The organism is Virgibacillus sp. JSM 102003, from assembly GCF_041949995.1.
GTDB lineage: Bacteria > Bacillota > Bacilli > Bacillales > Amphibacillaceae > Lentibacillus.
The window spans coordinates 94,494-113,511 of record NZ_JBHFQH010000010.1; the positions used below are offsets into that span (position 1 = coordinate 94,494).

Consider the following 19,018-nt stretch of genomic DNA (forward strand, 5'->3'; position numbering starts at 1 on the left):
CAAAGGACACTCCTATACAGCATTGTTACTCACCTGCTATATGCGGGTGCTGTCTTTAAGTAGTTATACAGGCGCTTGCGCTTTTGTTTGATAAAGGTGATAATCATGAAAAAGATATTTCGAATAAAAGATAATGATGAGTTTCAACATGTATTTAAGCATGGAAAGTCTTTTGCTAATCGTCAGCTTGTCATATATTATATAAAAAAGTCAGAGCAGCAGCATTTCCGTATTGGGATTTCAGTTGGAAAAAAGATTGGAAATGCAGTTATGCGAAATCGGATTAAACGGTGTTTGAGGCAGGCGTTTCATGAGTTGGATAAAAATGTACTTCCTACATATGACATAGTAATTATTGCGCGTCAGCCAACCAGAAAGATGAACTTTCATGAAATAAAAAAGAGTTTAATACATTTATTGTCGAGAGAACGTCTAATAAAAAAATAGTAGTCAATTATGAATTTATATAGAATCTTATAATCATTTAATGATAAAATATCAACTAGAATAGTTAATGTAGGGGTTTTGTTGTTTAGCACCATTACTTGGACAAGTGTCTGTGGTGTTTGAATAGTTAGGAGGAAACAAATTGCGTAAAAAGTTTTTATTGCTTGTTACCATGATCGGGTTACTGGCAATTCTTTCAGGTTGTATGGATGTTAACCAACCGATTGATGAAAATACAGAAGGCTTCTGGGCAGAATGGTTTGTATTTCCAATGTCCTGGTTAATTACATACTTTGCCGAGTTGTTTAATGGGAACTACGGGTTAGCAATTGTAATTGTTACCATAATTGTTCGTTTAGTACTATTACCATTAAACGTGAAGCAATTAAAAAGTTCGAAAGCAATGCAGGATATTCAGCCCGAACTTAAAGAAATTCAAAAGAAATATAGTTCAAAAGATGCAAAGACACAGCAGCAATTGCAACAGGAAACAATGGCTCTATTTCAGAAACACGGGGTAAACCCACTTGCGGGTTGTTTGCCGATTTTTGTGCAAATGCCGATATTGATTGCAATATACCATGCTATTATGCGTACTGAAGCAATTCAGACACATACTTTTCTATGGTTCCAATTAGGTGAAGCTGATCCATTCTTTATTTTACCAATTGTTGCCGGTGGAGCTACATTTTTACAGCAAAAATTAATGATGGCAGGTAGTCCTGCGTCACAAAATCCACAAATGATGGTTATGCTTTATGTGATGCCAATTATGATTACCGTGTTTGCTATGTTCTTCCCATCAGCGTTAGCGTTGTACTGGGTAGTTGGTAATATCTTCATGGTGGCACAAACGTTATTCATCCGTAAACCAATGATGAAAGACGCAAGTAATGGAGGAGACAAAAAGTGAGAGAAATAACTGCTAGCGGACAAACTGTTGAAGAGGCGGTCCAATCAGCATTAGAGCAGTTAAACACAACAAGGGACCACGTTGAAGTCGATGTTATTGATGAAGGTAAAAAAGGACTTTTGGGTGTATTTGGTTCAAAACGGGCATTTGTAAAAGTTACAATTGCTCAAAACCAAATCGAACAAGCTGAAAAGTTTTTGCAGGAAGTAACCGAAAATATGAATGTTTCGACTGAAATTACAACTACTGTTAAAGAAAATCATGTAACGTTTGAATTATCTGGTGAAAAGATAGCATTATTGATAGGGAAACGCGGTCAAACCCTAAATGCAATTCAGTATTTAGTACATCTTGTATTAAATAAGGATGGTAAATCGTATTATACGGTCACGGTTGATGCAGAGGGGTATCGGGGTCGCAGAAAAGAAACACTTGAATCTCTTGCGTATAAAATGGCTGATAAAGCGACACGATTAAACAAGAAAGTTGCGCTTGAACCAATGCCAGCGTTTGAACGTAAACTAATCCATAGTGCGTTGCAGGGGAATAAAGATATCTCTACCTATTCAGATGGTGTCGAACCGCATCGCCATATTGTTATAAAACCATAAAAGCTACTAAAATCCCTAGGTAATGTCCTAGGGATTTTTTAATGTACTGTTAATGACTGGAACTTTCACTTTAACGACGACTAATAACAGGATAGGATGTTAAGAATGTTCATTTTGAAAGGTTGGATCTAATACGTAGTTGATAGAAACTACGAAACAACAGCTGAGTGCTTGACATCGCTTCGGAAATACATTCTGCGCACCTAGGGCAACGCTTCAGCTTCCTCCTCGGAAGCAAAAACCGCTTCCTGCGGGATCTTCAGCTGTTGCTTTTCCCGCAGGAGTCTCCATGTATTTCCTCCGCTGGTTTTTGCTCACTTATTAAATAAAAATAAATGCTTATTGTGATGATGTAAACAAGATCTTAGACCTTCTAAACCAGCAGTTGGAATATGCGAGACTCCTGTGGGACAGCGATCCTAAGAGACCCCACAGGGAGCGTTCTTTGCGAGCAAGGCAGACTAAGTACGCCACGTCCTGTGGCAACGTCTGCACTAGCACGTCCTATGCGTCGGAGGCTCGTGGTGAGCCTTTGGTGCGCGAGTATATTCCAACTGCGCGGTCAGGGATCCACACTAAAATACTACAACTTGGTACCTTTAATTTATGTCGCAATATATATCTAATCAGCAACATAGAAAATTCGAATTTTATTTCAAGAATTTTCCCATTTAAATCCTGCCGATAAATCAAGTTTACTAATTAGTACTAAAGGATGAATTAACCAATTATAGCCTGTTTCAACTCAAACTATTTTACTGTTTTTCTGTTGAATAAAGGAATCCACACCAAGATGATCGAATGATAAAGTTAAATCGAAAAAGGAGTGGATTCTATGAAGCACGGAAAAATTCCATTCTTATACTGGCAATGTTACTAATGATAGCTACACCGGTATATGCAGCCCCAGAAGACGCATCAAGCGGCCAATCTAATCAAGCTTTCGATAATAAAATTGTAAAGCGGGTGAATGTTGATAATATATATAACCATGTTGCTTATTTATCAGAAGAAATAGGCTCTCGAGGTGCTGGTACTGAAGGTGAATTAGAGACGGTTGAGTACCTTGTTAACCAATTTGAAAGTTATGGTTATGAAAATGTTTCTGTACAGGAATTTACCTTTCCTTCGGGTGGAGAAGAAATTACTTCCTATAATGTAGAAGCCACGAAAGAGCCAATGAAGAATCATGACACAGGACAGGAAATTATTGTAGGGTCCCACCATGACTCAGTACCATGGGGGCAAGGTGCAAATGATGATGCATCAGGCACTGCCGCTCTACTTGAATTAGCAAGAGTGTACGCAAAGACACCAACAGATTCGACCATTAAATTTGTCGCGTTTGGGGCTGAAGAATATGGTCTTTGGGGATCAAGAAAATATGCTGAGGCAATGTCAGCTGAAGATGCTGAAAATACAGTAGCGATGTTCCAAATGGATATGGTTGGCAGTGCCGATGCAGGGGATCTAGTAATGTTTACTGCTAATGGAGAAAAAAATACAGTAACAGATCTGGGCGCTGCTGCAGGATCTAGAGTAAGTGAACTTGTTCCATATAGTGAACTTGGCAGAAGTGATCATGTTGCCTTTCACAATTTAGGAATTCCGGCTGCATTATTTATTCATACACCACTGGAGCCATGGTACCATTCGGAAGATGATGTAATAGAACACATTAGTAAAGAAAAATTAAAGAATGTAGCAGATATCGTTGGTTCAGCTATCTATCAGGCCGCTCGTAAGGACACCCCAGCTCTAGAAAAATCAAATGTAGCACCAGTGCCTGTGGATTATTATTATGAAGAACCAAATCTGTAGTTGTTAATAATTTTATTAAAACCTTTTATTCACATGTGGATAAAAGGTTTTTTATGTATGATTTTTTCAGTTGTGGATAAGTTTATTTTTGGTCGAAAATGTGATATTCTATTAAGTTAGTGACGATAAAAATAAAAAGATGTATATATATAATAAATTATGTTTGTAAATGATGGAGGTGAGTGAAGTGGAAACAGATACAATAACTGCGATTTCGACACCGATTGGTGAGGGTGCAATTGCAATAGTACGGTTAAGTGGTCCAAAGGCAATCCCTGTTACGGCTAAGTTATTCAGCGGGAAAAATTTGCTTGAGGCTGAGTCGCATACCATTCATTATGGAAAAATAATTGATCCTGTGACAAATGATGTTGCTGAGGAAGTGATGGTTTCGGTAATGCGTGCCCCGAAAACTTTCACACGTGAAGATATTGTTGAAATCAATTGTCACGGTGGAATGGTTGCTGTAAACCGAGTATTGGAGATAATACTTGGAGAAGGAGTTCGGATTGCTGAACCTGGAGAATTTACAAAACGTGCATTTTTGCATGGCCGAATCGACTTGTCACAGGCTGAGGCTGTAATGGATCTAATTCGATCTAAAACGGACAAAGCTATGTCGGTAGCTTTAAAGCAAATGGATGGACGATTATCCGAATTGATTGGACGCCTTCGACAGGATTTACTTGAAACAGTTGCCCATGTAGAAGTGAATATTGATTACCCGGAGTATGATGATGTCGAAGAAATGTCGAACGAAATGATGCGTAGTAAGTCAAAAGAAGTTCATGCTGAAATTGAAGAACTGTTACAGGTTGCAAAGCAAGGGAAAATTTTGCGTGAAGGGTTAGGGACAGCAATTGTTGGACGGCCAAATGTTGGTAAATCTTCATTAATGAATACACTTGTTCAGGAAAATAAAGCTATTGTAACGGAAGTACCTGGGACAACACGAGATACGATTGAAGAATACGTTAATGTTCGAGGCGTCCCACTTCGACTTGTAGATACTGCTGGTATTCGAGAAACGGAAGATATTGTTGAGAAAATTGGTGTTGAACGGTCAAGAAAAGTGTTAAAAGAGTCAGATCTTATATTATTTGTTTTAAATTATAATGAAGAACTAACAATTGAAGACGAAAAGCTTTTTGAGGCTGTTCAAGGATTAGATTATATTGTGATTATTAATAAATCTGATTTGGAACAAAAACTTGATATGAATAAAGTCAACGAACTAGCTGAAGGTAAACCAGTCATTACAACCTCATTAATTAAAGAAGAGGGTGTTGATGAAATGGAATCCGCAATTGCTAAGACTTTCTTTGCTGGGGAAATTGATGCAGGTGATTTGACGTATGTTTCAAATATAAGACATATTCAATTATTAAAGCAGGCTAAACAGGCTTTGGAAGATGCAATGGGAAGTCTTGATATGAATATGCCGCTTGATATTGTACAAATCGATGTAACACGAACATGGGAGTTTTTAGGTGAAATAATTGGAGATACTGCTAGTGATAGCTTAATTGATCAGTTATTTTCACAATTTTGTTTAGGAAAGTAGTATTATTAGAAAACTGGGCTTATCGCCATGCCTTATTATAGATAAGCCCTAGTTGCACTTATGCAGTAATAAAGTATTTATACTTTTTTAACTTCTAAATAAGAAAGGATGACAAAGTATGGTATACGATGCAGGACATTATGATGTAATCGTTGTTGGCGCAGGTCATGCAGGTGTAGAAGCAGGTATTGCTGCATCCAAAATGGGTGCGAAAACACTTATGCTGACATTGAATTTGGATATGATTGCTTTTATGCCGTGTAACCCATCATTAGGCGGTCCTGCTAAAGGAATTGTCGTACGTGAGATAGATGCATTAGGTGGGGCAATGGCAAAAGTAATTGATAAAACTCATATTCAAATGCGCATGTTGAATACTGGAAAAGGTCCAGCAGTACAGGCATTACGTGCCCAAGCTGATAAACCTTTATATATAAAAGAAATGAAAAATGTCATTGAGAATGAAGAAAATCTGACATTAAGACAGGGTATGGTAAATGAACTAATACTGGAAAACGGTGTATGTAAAGGGGTTATTACCGAATCAAAAGCTGCTTATCATGCAGAGACTGTAATTGTTACAACAGGTACGTTTATGCGTGGTAAAGTGCTAATGGGTGACCTTGAATATGAAAGTGGTCCAAACAACCAGCGTGTATCGGTAAAACTATCGGAACATCTGGAAAAACTAGGAATTGAAATCACTCGATTTAAAACTGGTACACCACCACGTGTGAATAGCCATACAATTGACTATTCCAAAACGGAAATCCAGCCTGGTGAGAGTAAACCACAAGCATTCTCATATGAAACAACTGAATTTATTCTGGATCAGATTCCTTGCTGGTTAACGTACACGAATGAAGTTACCCATCAACTGATTAATGATAATTTGTCATTATCTGCAATGTATTCTGGAATGAAACGTGGTACTGGTCCGCGTTATTGTCCATCAATTGAAGATAAAATTGTTCGATTTAATGATAAACCGCGACACCAAATTTTCCTTGAGCCAGAAGGAAGAGATACGGAAGAGGTCTATGTGCAAGGGTTATCAACGTCACTTCCAGAATCTATTCAGCATGATATGGTTCGTTCAGTTCCAGGTCTGGAAAATGCTGAAATTATGCGTGCAGGCTATGCAATTGAGTATGATGCAGTTGTTCCTACGCAATTATGGCCAACACTGGAATTGAAAAAAATCCCGGGACTTTTTACTGCAGGTCAAATAAACGGGACTTCCGGCTATGAAGAAGCAGGCGCACAAGGAATAATGGCAGGAATTAACGCTGCTGCTAAGGTGCTTGGAAAAGACCCATTAATTTTGGATCGTTCCCAGGCATATATCGGCGTATTAATCGATGACCTTGTAACAAAAGGAACAAACGAACCGTATCGTCTATTAACATCACGTGCGGAATACCGTTTGTTACTGCGTCATGATAACGCTGATTTGCGTCTGACTGAAACAGGTTATAAACTAGGTCTAATAACGGAAGAACGTTATAATAAATTTGTTGAAAAGAAACAGCTGGTAGAAGAAGAAAAGAAAAGATTGTCAAAAATTGTCATTAAACCAGCAGAGCATGTACAACAAATGATGGCTGAAGCAAATGGAACCCCGTTAAAAGAAGCGGTTAAAGCTTATGATTTATTAAAACGCCCTGAAATTACGTATGACATGCTCGAAAAAGTAATCGAACCAAATAAATCACTTCCAAACGATGTTCTGGAACAAGTCGAAATACAAATTAAATATGAAGGTTATATTAAAAAGTCAAACGAACAAGTGGAACGGATGCTTAAAATGGAAGACAAGAAAGTTCCAGACAATCTTGATTATGATGATATTGACGGTATTGCATCTGAGGCCAAAGAAAAACTGAAAGAAGTACGTCCGCTTTCAGTTGGTCAGGCATCTCGAATTTCAGGTGTAAATCCAGCTGATGTTTCCATTTTACTTGTTTATATTGAACAGGGGAAAATTGCTCGAGTTGCTAATTAATTACGTGTGAGGTGCTCTATTTCATGAATCCAAAACAATTTGTAGAAGCATTACGTCAGAAAGGTATCGAACTCTCAGACAAACAGATCGAGCAATTTGATATTTATTTTCAAACGTTAGTGGAATGGAATGAGAAAATAAATTTGACTGCTTTAACGGATGAGGAAGATGTTTATTTAAAACATTTTTATGATTCTATTTCCGCAGCCTTTTATCATGACTTTACGAAAGAACTGCATATTTGTGATGTGGGTGCTGGGGCAGGATTCCCTAGCATCCCCCTCAAAATATGTTTCCCTGATTTACAAGTTACCATTGTCGATTCATTAAAGAAGCGGATTAATTTTTTAAACGAATTAGCTGTAAAATTAGAGATAAGTGAAGTGGCTTTTTACCATGATCGCGCAGAAAATTTTGGAAAAAACAAGAAATTCAGAGAATCATTCGATATCGTCACAGCTAGAGCTGTTGCGCGAATGACAGTTTTGAGTGAGTTATGCTTGCCACTAGCAAAAAAGAATGGTGTATTTATTGCAATGAAAGGTTCACAAAGTAAACAGGAAGTAATGGATTCAAGTACAGTAATTAAATTACTGGGTGGAGAGCTTGACACTATACACACATTCACATTACCAAATGAAAATAGTGAAAGGTCTATAATATTAATAGACAAGAAACGAATTACTCCAAATAAATATCCGAGAAAGCCTGGTGTTCCAGGTAAAAAACCAATTGTTTAAACTTTACATAGCTGACTGATTGATGAAATTATATTTTGCTATTTGATACTATTCCAAGTATATATATGGTAAAATAGGATTATAAACTGAGAGATAAACCGTTCGAACGCAGCAATGTTTATACTGCGCTTTTTTCTTGTTGATAGTTTTAGCAGTAAGAAAGTATTTATACTTTCTTAACGGCATAAGGGCAACTAATGCTTATCTATATTAAAGCTTGGCGATAAGTACAAGTTTTCTATAATTTTCAGTAATGTTCCACGTGAAACATTCTGCTATTTTTAAGATAGTAATAGTTGTTATATAGTATAATTAAAGGTGGTGTTTGGTAATGGTAAGCCCTTTTAACCGAATTTTCGGTACGGGAGATAAATCTGATCCTGAGTCAGAAGAAGAAAAGTACCATCCAGATGAAGTAATCCAACTTTCTGTTCAGAAAATAGAACCGAATAGATTTCAGCCCAGGTCGGTGTTCGATGAAGAAAAGATTCAGGAATTAGCTCAAACTATACATACACATGGGATGATTCAGCCGATAGTGGTTCGCAAGATTGATGATGGTGAAAAGTATGAACTTATAGCTGGTGAGCGAAGGTGGCGTGCCGTACAACTATTGGAGTGGCAAAACATACCGACTATTATTCGAGGTATGTCTGATGCTGAAACAGCTTCAGTTGCGCTGATAGAGAATTTACAGCGTGAAGAGCTAACTGTGATAGAAGAGGCAAGTGCATATGCCAGTCTATTAGAAATGCACTCTTTGACACAAGAAGCCTTGGCACAGCGATTAGGTAAAAATCAATCAACTATTGCCAACAAATTGCGGTTACTAAAGCTTCCTGAGGAAGTTAGGCAAGCAATATTAAAGAAGGATATTACAGAACGTCATGCTAGAGCTTTGATAAAGCTGGGAGACACAGATGAACAGTCGAAAGTTTTACATGCAATTTTAGAAAAAGACTTAAATGTTAAACAAACAGAAGAATATATAGCCAAGTTAAATCAGCCGAAAGACAAACCTGCTAAAAAACAAGCTAAACTTAAAGGTGTTAATAAGGATATTCGGATTGCAATGAATACCATTCGTCAGTCTTTAAATATGGTTTCAGATACTGGAATTGATGTGGAGACAGATGAGGAAGACCTTGATGAATTTTATCAGATTACAATTAAAATACCAAAAAAAAAATAATAGATTCTTCATATATTTGAGATGCTTTTAAACTATAATTTATAATTAACCATTCATCTTTTTACAACTAAGATGAGTGGTTTTTAACTCTATTTTAGCAGTTAAAAAAGTATAACTAGTATCGTAATGTATGAGTGATCTCCATCTGGCAAAGTATAAAAGGCTCTTAGAAATACGCTCTCACAAGAATACCTTTAATAATGACAAGTATTCTAAAGTAATTAATAGATTTTTAAATATTTTTTTAAACAATATACTATATTAATAGGTCTTTTGTTGAAAAAAGTGATAGAATAATAAGTATAGATTTTAGGTAGGTGACAGCATGGGTAAAATTATAGCCATAGCAAATCAAAAAGGTGGCGTAGGAAAAACAACATCATCGGTAAACTTAAGTGCAGGTCTTGCACACTTGAAGAATAAAGTTTTGATTGTGGACATCGATCCGCAGGGTAATGCCACAAGTGGAGTTGGCATTAACAAAGCTGATATGAACCAATGCATTTATAACGTCCTGGTAGAGGACCTGCCTGCGGAAAAAGTATGTGTTCCTACAAAAGTCGAAAATTTGGACATTATACCTGCAACCATTCAACTTTCAGGAGCTGAGATAGAATTAGTTCCTACTATTTCTCGTGAGATCCGATTAAAAAAATCGTTGGAAGACTTAAAAGAAGAGTATGATTATATCATTATTGATTGTCCACCTTCTTTAGGATTGCTTACTATTAATGCACTTACATCCTCAGACACCGTATTAATACCTGTTCAATGTGAATATTATGCATTGGAAGGTCTAAGTCAATTATTAAACACCATCCGTCTGGTACAAAAGCATTTAAATAAATCATTAATGATCGAAGGTGTTTTATTAACAATGCTTGATGCAAGAACGAACCTTGGTATTCAAGTTATTGAAGAAGTAAAAAAATACTTTCAGGACAAAGTATACAAATCAGTCATCCCTAGAAATGTCCGCTTAGGTGAAGCACCAAGTCATGGGGAACCTATTATTACGTATGATCCAAAATCAAAAGGTTCTGAAGTATATCTTGAATTAGCGAAGGAAGTGATGAGTAATGGCGAGAGGGTTAGGTAAAGGAATAAATGCTTTTTTTCCTGAAATAGAAGAGAAGGATGATGACGTTATTCATGAAGTTCCTATTAATGAATGCCGACCAAATCCCTATCAACCAAGGAAGACTTTTCACGCAGACGCAATAGAAGAATTAAAGGAATCAATACTCGAGTATGGAATAATTCAGCCGTTAATATTACGTAAAAGTATTAAAGGCTATGAAGTTGTAGTGGGAGAGAGACGGCTCCGGGCTGCAAAAGAGGCAGGACTTGAAAATATTCCTGCTGTTGTAAAAGAACTGACTGACGGAAAGATGATGGAAGTCGCTTTATTGGAAAACCTTCAACGTGAGGACTTAACTCCAATTGAAGAAGCGCACGCATATCAGAATCTGATGAACGAACTTGAAATTACACAGGATGATCTTTCAAGACGTTTGGGCAAAAGCAGATCCCATATAGCTAATATTGTTCGATTGCTTTCACTTCCCGATCAGGTGGTTGCTTATATAAACAACGGTGAACTAACAATGGGGCATGGACGGGCTTTATTAGGTATTAAAGATAAGCAGAAGGTATTGCCTTTCGTTGATAAAATACGTAAAGAAAAGATGAATGTACGGCAAGTGGAACAATATATTCTTGAAATGAATGAGAAACCCGGCAAAAAGAAAAAGGAAAAACCAAAGAAAGATATATTTTTACAGGAAAGAGAGTCAATTTTGCGTGACCGTTTAGGTACTGCTGTAACAATAAATCAGGGAAAGCGTAAAGGCAAAATTGAAATAGAATTCTATTCTAATGATGATTTAGAACGTATATTGGGAACATTGGATTAGTAATAAATAGGAAGGCTGACTTTTTAAAAACGCTTCATTAAACTGTCAGTCTTTTTTTACATTTAAATATCTTTTAGAAGCAAATTTCAAAAATGAGGTGTTTCCGTTATGATATACTTCGATCAGGCTGCATCATCCTTTCCAAAACCAGTAGAGGTAGGGGAGGCTATGGTTTATGCGCTTAACGAAATAGGTGCAAATCCAGGGAGAGGTGGTCATGAATTGGCAAGGAAAGCATCCGGTATAATTCAGGATACTCGAGAAAGAGCAGCCCGTATATTTGGGTGCAGTGATCCTAAAAAAGCAATTTTTTCTCCCAATGCAACTGCTGCGTTAAACCAGGCGCTGAAGGGTTTATCTTGGGAAGACGGGGATCATATCATTGCCACTACATTTGAACATAATTCAATACGGAGGCCCTTAGAGAACCTAAAGCAAACCTATGGTGTCGATATCTCATATATAACTTGGGATGAAAGTGATGAAATATTTATAGAACGTATGAATAAGACAATGAATTCTAAGACAAGATTAATAGTTACGACACATGCATCAAATGTTACCGGATCACTCTTACCATTAGAAGAAACAACCAAATTAGCATCAAAATATGATGTGTTAACACTTGTTGATGCATCACAAACTGCTGGTCACATGCGATTACATATGAAACAGATGGGTATCGATATGATGGCTTTTCCTGGACATAAAGGATTAATGGGACCTCAGGGGACAGGTATGCTGCTAATTGAAGGAGATATCGAGCTTCAGCCAATTTTTCAGGGAGGGACAGGTAATTTCTCAGAAGAGCCTAATCAACCTGATCAAATGCCTGATAAACTCGAAAGCGGGACATTAAATACTCCTGGAATAGCTGGCTTAAATGCCGCTCTGAAAGCATTTGAAGAAAGGCAGAATGAAAATGTTCCACGTGAAACAATTTTAACTGAAACACTTTTAAATGGTTTAGAAAAGATTGAAGGGGTTACTTGTTATGGACCAAGCAAGTATGCACACAAAATGCCTATTGTGGCATTTAATATCCTTGATATACCCTCACAGGAGATAGCCATGATTCTTGATTCACATTATAAAATCGCTGTTCGACCAGGGCTTCATTGCAGCCCGCTTACACATGAAACATTAAACACAACTGAACAAGGTGTGGTTAGAGCTAGTCTGAGTATATATAATACGGAAGAAGAAGTCGTTGCATTTATTAAAGCAATAGAGGAAATAGCATCTTCATATAATCTGATTTAATACTAGCAAACGGAGTGACACTATGGTTTTATTTGGAACATTGGTAAATGGAGCATGTATAATAGCAGGGAGTTTAATAGGGTTATTCTTTACAAAAATACCAGAAAGATATAAAGAAACTGTTATTCATGGAATTGGCCTTGCTGTTATATTAATAGGTATGCAAATGGCTTTTACTACTGAAGTTATTGTTGTTGTGCTATTAAGTCTATTGACTGGTGCAATAATTGGCGAGATGATACATGTCGAAGAAGGTTTAAATCGGTTAGGAGCATGGATAGGTGGTCGATTTACCTCGACTAATGACAATTTTAGTGTTGCGCAGGGGTTTATAACAGCTTCGTTAATATTTGTGATAGGAGCTATGTCTGTGATTGGCGCCTTAGATGGAGGCCTGCGAGGAGACCATGAAGTTCTCATTACAAAAGGTGTAATAGATGGATTTGTTGCACTTGTATTAACGACAACTTTGGGGTTTGGTGTCATATTTTCAGTGATTCCTGTTATCCTTTATCAGGGCTCTATTGCACTTTTAGCTACCCAAATTGATAATTGGCTTCCTGAATCGTTTTTGAATGGGCTAATAGTAGAGTTAACTGCAGTGGGTGGGCTGCTTATAGTAGCGATTGGGTTGAATCTATTAAAAATTACCCAAATACGAGTTGGGAATTTGCTGCCCTCGCTTTTAACAGTAGGATTTGTCTATTATATCTATTTATTATTCTAGAACTCTACTATATAGTAGGGTTCTTTTTTAGGTACAAGCCCTTTTTAGAAGTTTTGTTGCTATTTAACCTTACTGCGGCACAGCTGGAAATTACTCGCTTATCATGGAGTAATCATGTGCCTCCGACTTGCCACAGGACGTGGCGCCACTTAATCTGTCCCGATCACATAAAACGCTCATTGTGGGTTATCTTAGACGGACTATCCAACAGAAGTATCGCATATACCAGCTGCCTTTTATAATAATTTCAAAATCTTGCTTATATCGGTCACAATATATCTTTTATCAAGATAAAGTAAGCAGTGTAATATCACTCAGTTATTTTTCCACATGACATCATATATTAATAGCAATAACCGTTTAAACTTCATATAAGAGATGTTAAACCTCTACACCACTTTTACGCTTTTGATTCGAAGCAACTATTGCTGGAAAAGGTTTGCTGTATGCTAATTGCAGGTCTACCTTTTCTAATGTAGAAGCAATAGATTTTGCCATTTCGACAACAAGTGATAGCCTCGTATTTTGTAATATAGAATATTCCATAAAACCACTTATATTAACCACACCTGTAATATGAATATCCCCGACTGAAGGAAGATCCTTATTTAATGCTGCCCCTGGCCTTAATGAACCAACATCTGAAATGATACTGCCCACCGATGTTGATTTACCAAGTGATGCATCAACAGCAATAATAAATGCATCCTTGTGATGGCCATTTATTAACTTAATATGATCCTTCAAATTTATGGCATGAACAGGATCTGCTAATGTCCCATAAATAGTTATATGCTTTGGTTTCTTTTCGGAAAGAAAAGTACCTGCCAAGGGACCAAGTGCATCTCCGGTAGAACGGTCGGTTCCAATACAAACAACTACATATTCTCGCGGAATCTTTGGAAACCAGGAAGTCAACCTCTCACTCATTGCATCCGTTAGTGTTGGGTCATTATGTAACAACTGTAATTTATCATTTTTAGGAACAAATCGATTTATTAGATTCATAGCTTATCCTCCATAAACATATTGGTATAAGTATACGGAAAAAATTATCGATCTATACGTAGATACGAAAAATAATGGAGGAAATGTGATGTGGAGAGCTGGTCTTAAGTGGATGTTTTTAATAATTGGTACAACTATTGGGGCTGGATATGCTTCTGGCAGGGAATTATGGCAATTTTTTGGTCATGAAAGTGGACTTGCTATTCTGTTGTTTACGTTATTTTTTTCGATATGCTGTAATGTAATAATGAAAGTAAGCTATGAAAAACAATCTACTGATTACTTACCAGTACTTGGTGATATTGTTGGGGTTAAGTTAACAAAATTATATGACGTTATGATATTTTTATATTTATTTACGACAACAGTTGTAATGATTGCTGGAAGTGGTGCTACTGGACAGGCATTTAATTTTTCGTATTGGTGGGGAGTACTTGTTATTGCAGTTGGTTTAATTATTTTGTTTTTGAAAGATATTAGTGGTTTGTTGGCAATGAATCAGGTTATATTACCATTATTACTTGGTGGCCTTCTATATATTTTATTAGTATTTACAATGGACCAGGAGCTTTCAATGTTTTCTCATTGGGCTGAACAGCGAAATTGGACTGCAGCATTTCCTTTTACAGCTTTGAATATTTTACCTTTAATAGCGGTGTTGGGGGCGATAGGGAATAAAGTTCAGTCCAAACAGGAAATATGGATTGCTTCACTTGGTAGCGGCTTAATTCTGGGCACGATATCATTCATATATAATAATAGTTTAATACAGATAGCTGACGAATTACTTTTATATGAAATACCATTATTCGCAATACTAAAGCACTACCCATTTGGAATGCTTATACTTATGTCTATCCTTCTATGGTTTGCTATCTTTACAACGGCGGCTGCAGGAGTGTTAGGTATCGTTTCCAGGCTGCAAAGCATAATTAATATGCCAATTTGGTTATTAGTAATTCTCATACTTGTAGCTATGATTCCATTAACGACATTAGGTTTCTCTACATTAATAAGCTATATTTATCCGATATATGGTATTCTTAACTTATATGTTCTAACAAGATTATTGCTCTATCCATTTTGGAAAAAAATGGAAGAAAATAGTTAGGTTTCGCTTTTCTTTTAATGATAGCAGCATTAATGTAAAATCTAGCTATAGAGTTGAACGTCGGAGGTTTTATTTTGGAATTTATCAAAAATAAATTTGAGCAGTTGTGGGACTATATTGCAGGTCCTGAATTATGGATAGATATTGGTCAGGGATTATTTCAGATTATGTTAATCATTTTCCTGTCGATCATTATTATACGTGTTGGAAATAATGTTATAGGCAGGGTTTTCCAAAATAAATCACGTGGCCCTTTCCGGATTACCGAAAGAAGGGAGAACACCCTTAAAAAACTGATCCAAAATGTTTTAAAGTATACCGTATATTTTACAGCAATTATTATGATATTGGATAATGTACTAGGTGCAAAAGTAGGACCTTTGTTGGCCGGAGCCGGTGTTGCAGGTCTGGCCATAGGGTTTGGAGCACAAAACCTTGTCCGTGATATTATTTCCGGTTTTTTCATTATTTTTGAGGATCAATTCTCTGTAGGGGATTATATACTTACTTCAGGTGTTGAAGGAACTGTAGAAGAAATTGGATTGCGTACAACTAAAATTCAAAGCTGGACTGGCGAACAGCATGTAATTCCAAATGGAAATGTAACGCAGGTTACCAACTATTCCATTCACAATGGTCTTGCTGTTGTGGATGTGAATGTACCATATGAAAGTGATGTTGGCAATGCCGAGAAAATAATCGATGGTGTCAGCAAGACATTGCCTGATAAATATGAAGAAATTGTCCGGGTTCCAGAAATAATAGGTGTACAAACCCTGGAAAGCTCCCATTATGTAATTCGCATTATTGCAGAAACATTGCCATCGTATCAATGGGCAGGTGCACGAATAGTCCGAAAAGAAGTTCAAGAGGTATTATATAAAGAAGGTATTGAAATTCCTGCACCACGTCTTGTGATGTATTCAAGGAATCAGGAGCCGTCTTCGTTAGAGTTAGAACGTGACAAAGAAGTATAAAAAGGGGGTTGCGACATGGCGGATAAACAATTTGAATTAAATGATATCGTTCAGATGAAGAAACAGCATCCTTGTGGCGAAAATCGCTGGAAAATTGTTCGAATGGGTATGGACATTCGGATTAAGTGTATGGGATGTGATCACAGCGTCATGATTCCACGGAAAGAATTTACTAAAAAGATGAAAAAAATACTTGTGAAGGCAGAAGAATAATTTGGCTAAAATTCTTTTTGGTGGCCAGAAAATTCAGTTATAGTTGTGGTATGATTAATGAAAAGTGAAAATTGAGCTAACGTACTTGGAAAATAGGCAATTATAATTGCTTATTTTTGCTTTTTCATTGCTTGTCAATTTAACATCTTGTATCTATAATTGATATGACTAACGCGTTCATATGAATGAAATCCTTAAGGAGTGAAAGTTGAATGGCTTTAACAGCAGGAATTGTCGGGCTTCCCAATGTTGGTAAATCAACATTGTTCAATGCAATTACACAAGCTGGTGCAGAGGCTGCGAACTATCCGTTCGCAACTATTGATCCCAATGTAGGCATTGTAGAGGTACCAGATAATCGCTTAAATAAATTAACGGAACTAGTAAAACCGAAGAAAACTATACCAACAGCATTCGAATTCACTGATATTGCTGGTATTGTGAAAGGTGCAAGTAAAGGAGAAGGATTGGGAAACCAATTTTTATCCCATATTCGCCAGGTTGATGCAATTTGCCAAGTTGTTCGCTGTTTTGAAGATAATAATATTACACACGTGTCAGGGAAAATCGATCCAATAGATGATATTGAGATCATTAGTCTTGAGCTTATTTTAGCTGACTTAGAATCTGTTAATAAACGGATACAGCGGGTGGAGAAGCTTGTACGACAAAAGGATAAGGAAGCTATTGCAGAACATGATATTCTCCTTAAGCTTAAAGAAGGTCTTGAAGAAGAAAAACCTGTACGTGCTTTGGAGTTTTCAGAAGAACATTGGAAAATAGTAAAAGGGCTTCATTTATTAACCAGTAAGCCTACACTGTATGTAGCAAATGTAAGTGAGGAAGAAATTACCGAGCCTGATGCAAATGAAAATGTGCAAAGGGTAAGAGAGTATGCAGCAAAAGAAGGTGCAGAGGTAATTGTTGTTTGTGCAAAAATTGAAGAAGAAATAGCTGAACTTGATCAGGAGGAAAAGGAAGAGTTTCTTGATGATTTAGGTATCGCTGAATCAGGTTTGGATAAGCTTATTAAGGCTTCGTATAATCTATTGGGCTTGGCAACCTATTTTACAGCTGGTGAACAGGAAGTGCGCGCTTGGACTTTCCGCAAAGGAATAAAAGCACCACAGGCTGCGGGAATTATTCACACTGATTTTGAAAAAGGCTTTATTCGTGCTGAAACCGTATCCTATGATCATCTTATGGATGCAGGAGCTATGGCGCAAGCACGTGAAAAAGGAAATGTTCGGTTAGAAGGTAAAGAATATATCGTGAAAGATGGCGATGTAATCCATTTTCGTTTTAATGTCTAGTAAATAACGTAGCAGGATCCCTCGAATGGTTGTTTTTTATAATAAGATTTGGTATAATACGATGTTGTGAGTAATGAAACAAGATTACTCCTTGCTTCATTGCATAAATGAAGCCGCTAAGACCAAAAGGAGGTGTACCGGATGAGAAAATACGAAATCATGTATATCATCCGTCCAGATATTGAAGATGAAGCTCAAACAGCTTTAGTTGAGCGCTTTAATAAAGTTCTAACGGATAATGGGGCGGAGATTGAAAAAGTTGATGAAAAAGGCAAGAAACGTCTTGCATATGAAATCAATGACTATCGTGATGGATATTATGTACTGATTAACTTCAGCAGCGATGTAAATGCTATTAATGAATTTGATCGCTTAGCTAAGTTCTCTGATGACATTATTCGTCATATGGTAATTCGAGAAGATGATCAATAATAAGGGGTGGTTCTGATGTTAAATCGTGTCGTACTTGTCGGCAGGTTAACGAAGGATCCTGATCTACGTTATACACCAAATGGAGTGGCGGTAGCCAACTTTACCATAGCAGTTAATCGACCTTTTTCAAATCAGCAAGGGAACCGTGATGCTGACTTTATCAACTGTGTTGTTTGGCGCAGACAGGCAGAAAATCTGGCAAATTACATGAAAAAGGGTAGTATGATTGGTGTCGATGGACGTTTACAAACACGTACATTCGAAGGAAAGGATGGCAAGACTGTTTTTGTAACGGAAGTTGTCGGAGACAGTGTTCAATTCCTTGAAACGAAAGGTTCTTCACAAAGCAGTGGACAACAAGCATCAGGATACCAGCAAAATCAAAATCAGAACCAGACAAATCAAAATCCAATTCAAAACGAAGAGGACCCGTTCAAAAATAACGGTGAGCCGGTCGATATATCAGACGATGATCTACCATTCTAGGTGGATGTAATTTAAATAAAAGGAGGGGTATTAATGGCAGCTCGTCGCGGACGTGCAAAGCGTCGTAAAGTGTGTTATTTCACAGCTAACGGAATTACGCACATCGATTATAAAGATGTTGATTTACTAAGACGTTTCATTTCAGAGCGTGGGAAGATTCTTCCTCGTCGTGTAACTGGAACTTCTGCAAAGTATCAACGTAAACTTACAAAAGCGATTAAACGCTCTCGTACAATGGCATTATTGCCATATGTAACAGAGTAAATTCAGATATAAAAA

General features: G+C 37.0%; 20 protein-coding genes. 19 read left to right on the plus strand and 1 reads right to left on the minus strand.

What is annotated here, in order from left to right:
• Positions 1-105 precede the first annotated feature (105 nt).
• The 12 genes from rnpA (at position 106) to ACE1TG_RS12455 (ending at position 13,199) form a co-directional block, all read left to right on the plus strand.
• Entirely contained in the window at positions 106-447 is a 342-nt protein-coding gene (rnpA, locus tag ACE1TG_RS12400; protein WP_375052700.1) for a ribonuclease P protein component, read from the plus strand.
• A 142-nt stretch (positions 448-589) separates the two neighbouring features.
• Positions 590-1,360, plus strand: coding sequence for a YidC family membrane integrase SpoIIIJ (spoIIIJ, locus tag ACE1TG_RS12405; RefSeq protein WP_375052701.1), 771 nt, complete (start codon positions 590-592; stop codon positions 1,358-1,360).
• The gene (gene jag / locus ACE1TG_RS12410; protein ID WP_375052702.1) at positions 1,357-1,971 is read left to right on the plus strand and encodes an RNA-binding cell elongation regulator Jag/EloR; all 615 of its coding nucleotides are present in this window, start codon (positions 1,357-1,359) and stop codon (positions 1,969-1,971) included. Before spoIIIJ ends, jag begins: the two co-directional genes overlap by 4 nt.
• 801 nt (positions 1,972-2,772) lie before the next feature.
• Positions 2,773-3,792: a M20/M25/M40 family metallo-hydrolase gene (locus ACE1TG_RS12415; RefSeq protein WP_375052703.1), complete on the plus strand. Its 1,020-nt coding sequence runs from the start codon at positions 2,773-2,775 to the stop codon at positions 3,790-3,792.
• Positions 3,793-3,979: 187 nt separating this feature from the next.
• Complete coding sequence (gene mnmE / locus ACE1TG_RS12420) at positions 3,980-5,356, plus strand: tRNA uridine-5-carboxymethylaminomethyl(34) synthesis GTPase MnmE (RefSeq protein WP_375052704.1); 1,377 nt, start codon at positions 3,980-3,982, stop codon at positions 5,354-5,356.
• A gap of 118 nt (positions 5,357-5,474) precedes the next feature.
• Entirely contained in the window at positions 5,475-7,361 is a 1,887-nt protein-coding gene (mnmG, locus tag ACE1TG_RS12425; RefSeq protein ID WP_375052705.1) for a tRNA uridine-5-carboxymethylaminomethyl(34) synthesis enzyme MnmG, read from the plus strand.
• Between the two features lie 23 nt (positions 7,362-7,384).
• On the plus strand, positions 7,385-8,101 hold the full coding sequence (gene rsmG / locus ACE1TG_RS12430; protein WP_375052706.1) for a 16S rRNA (guanine(527)-N(7))-methyltransferase RsmG: 717 nt from the start codon (positions 7,385-7,387) through the stop codon (positions 8,099-8,101).
• Between the two features lie 331 nt (positions 8,102-8,432).
• Positions 8,433-9,293 (plus strand): nucleoid occlusion protein, encoded by an 861-nt coding sequence (gene noc / locus ACE1TG_RS12435; RefSeq protein WP_375052707.1) that lies wholly within the window; start codon positions 8,433-8,435, stop codon positions 9,291-9,293.
• A gap of 325 nt (positions 9,294-9,618) precedes the next feature.
• Positions 9,619-10,392, plus strand: a complete 774-nt coding sequence (locus ACE1TG_RS12440) for a ParA family protein (RefSeq protein WP_375052708.1) — start codon at positions 9,619-9,621, stop codon at positions 10,390-10,392.
• Positions 10,373-11,209: a ParB/RepB/Spo0J family partition protein gene (locus ACE1TG_RS12445; protein ID WP_375052709.1), complete on the plus strand. Its 837-nt coding sequence runs from the start codon at positions 10,373-10,375 to the stop codon at positions 11,207-11,209. The genes ACE1TG_RS12440 and ACE1TG_RS12445 overlap by 20 nt, the downstream gene beginning before the upstream one ends.
• Before the next feature lie 108 nt (positions 11,210-11,317).
• Complete coding sequence (locus ACE1TG_RS12450) at positions 11,318-12,472, plus strand: aminotransferase class V-fold PLP-dependent enzyme (RefSeq protein WP_375052710.1); 1,155 nt, start codon at positions 11,318-11,320, stop codon at positions 12,470-12,472.
• Positions 12,473-12,494: 22 nt separating this feature from the next.
• A complete protein-coding gene (locus ACE1TG_RS12455; protein WP_375052711.1) occupies positions 12,495-13,199 on the plus strand; it encodes a DUF554 domain-containing protein in 705 nt (234 codons plus the stop codon).
• A gap of 381 nt (positions 13,200-13,580) precedes the next feature.
• On the opposite strand, the gene yyaC is transcribed toward ACE1TG_RS12455, so the two are convergent.
• Positions 13,581-14,207 (minus strand): spore protease YyaC, encoded by a 627-nt coding sequence (gene yyaC, locus ACE1TG_RS12460; protein ID WP_375052712.1) that lies wholly within the window; start codon positions 14,205-14,207, stop codon positions 13,581-13,583.
• Positions 14,208-14,295: 88 nt separating this feature from the next.
• Between yyaC and ACE1TG_RS12465 the strand changes: the two genes are divergently transcribed.
• The 7 genes from ACE1TG_RS12465 to rpsR all read left to right on the plus strand — a co-directional run bounded on the left by ACE1TG_RS12465 (position 14,296) and on the right by rpsR (position 19,003).
• Positions 14,296-15,318, plus strand: a complete 1,023-nt coding sequence (locus ACE1TG_RS12465) for a YkvI family membrane protein (protein ID WP_375052713.1) — start codon at positions 14,296-14,298, stop codon at positions 15,316-15,318.
• A gap of 74 nt (positions 15,319-15,392) precedes the next feature.
• Entirely contained in the window at positions 15,393-16,295 is a 903-nt protein-coding gene (locus ACE1TG_RS12470) for a mechanosensitive ion channel family protein (protein WP_375052714.1), read from the plus strand.
• Positions 16,296-16,310: 15 nt separating this feature from the next.
• The gene (locus ACE1TG_RS12475; RefSeq protein WP_375052715.1) at positions 16,311-16,508 is read left to right on the plus strand and encodes a DUF951 domain-containing protein; all 198 of its coding nucleotides are present in this window, start codon (positions 16,311-16,313) and stop codon (positions 16,506-16,508) included.
• Positions 16,509-16,720: 212 nt separating this feature from the next.
• Positions 16,721-17,821, plus strand: coding sequence for a redox-regulated ATPase YchF (gene ychF / locus ACE1TG_RS12480; protein ID WP_375052716.1), 1,101 nt, complete (start codon positions 16,721-16,723; stop codon positions 17,819-17,821).
• A gap of 141 nt (positions 17,822-17,962) precedes the next feature.
• A complete protein-coding gene (gene rpsF / locus ACE1TG_RS12485) occupies positions 17,963-18,253 on the plus strand; it encodes a 30S ribosomal protein S6 (RefSeq protein ID WP_375052717.1) in 291 nt (96 codons plus the stop codon).
• A 15-nt stretch (positions 18,254-18,268) separates the two neighbouring features.
• Positions 18,269-18,739: a single-stranded DNA-binding protein gene (gene ssb / locus ACE1TG_RS12490; protein WP_375052718.1), complete on the plus strand. Its 471-nt coding sequence runs from the start codon at positions 18,269-18,271 to the stop codon at positions 18,737-18,739.
• A gap of 33 nt (positions 18,740-18,772) precedes the next feature.
• Positions 18,773-19,003 (plus strand): 30S ribosomal protein S18, encoded by a 231-nt coding sequence (gene rpsR, locus ACE1TG_RS12495; RefSeq protein ID WP_092491026.1) that lies wholly within the window; start codon positions 18,773-18,775, stop codon positions 19,001-19,003.
• Positions 19,004-19,018: the final 15 nt, after the last annotated feature.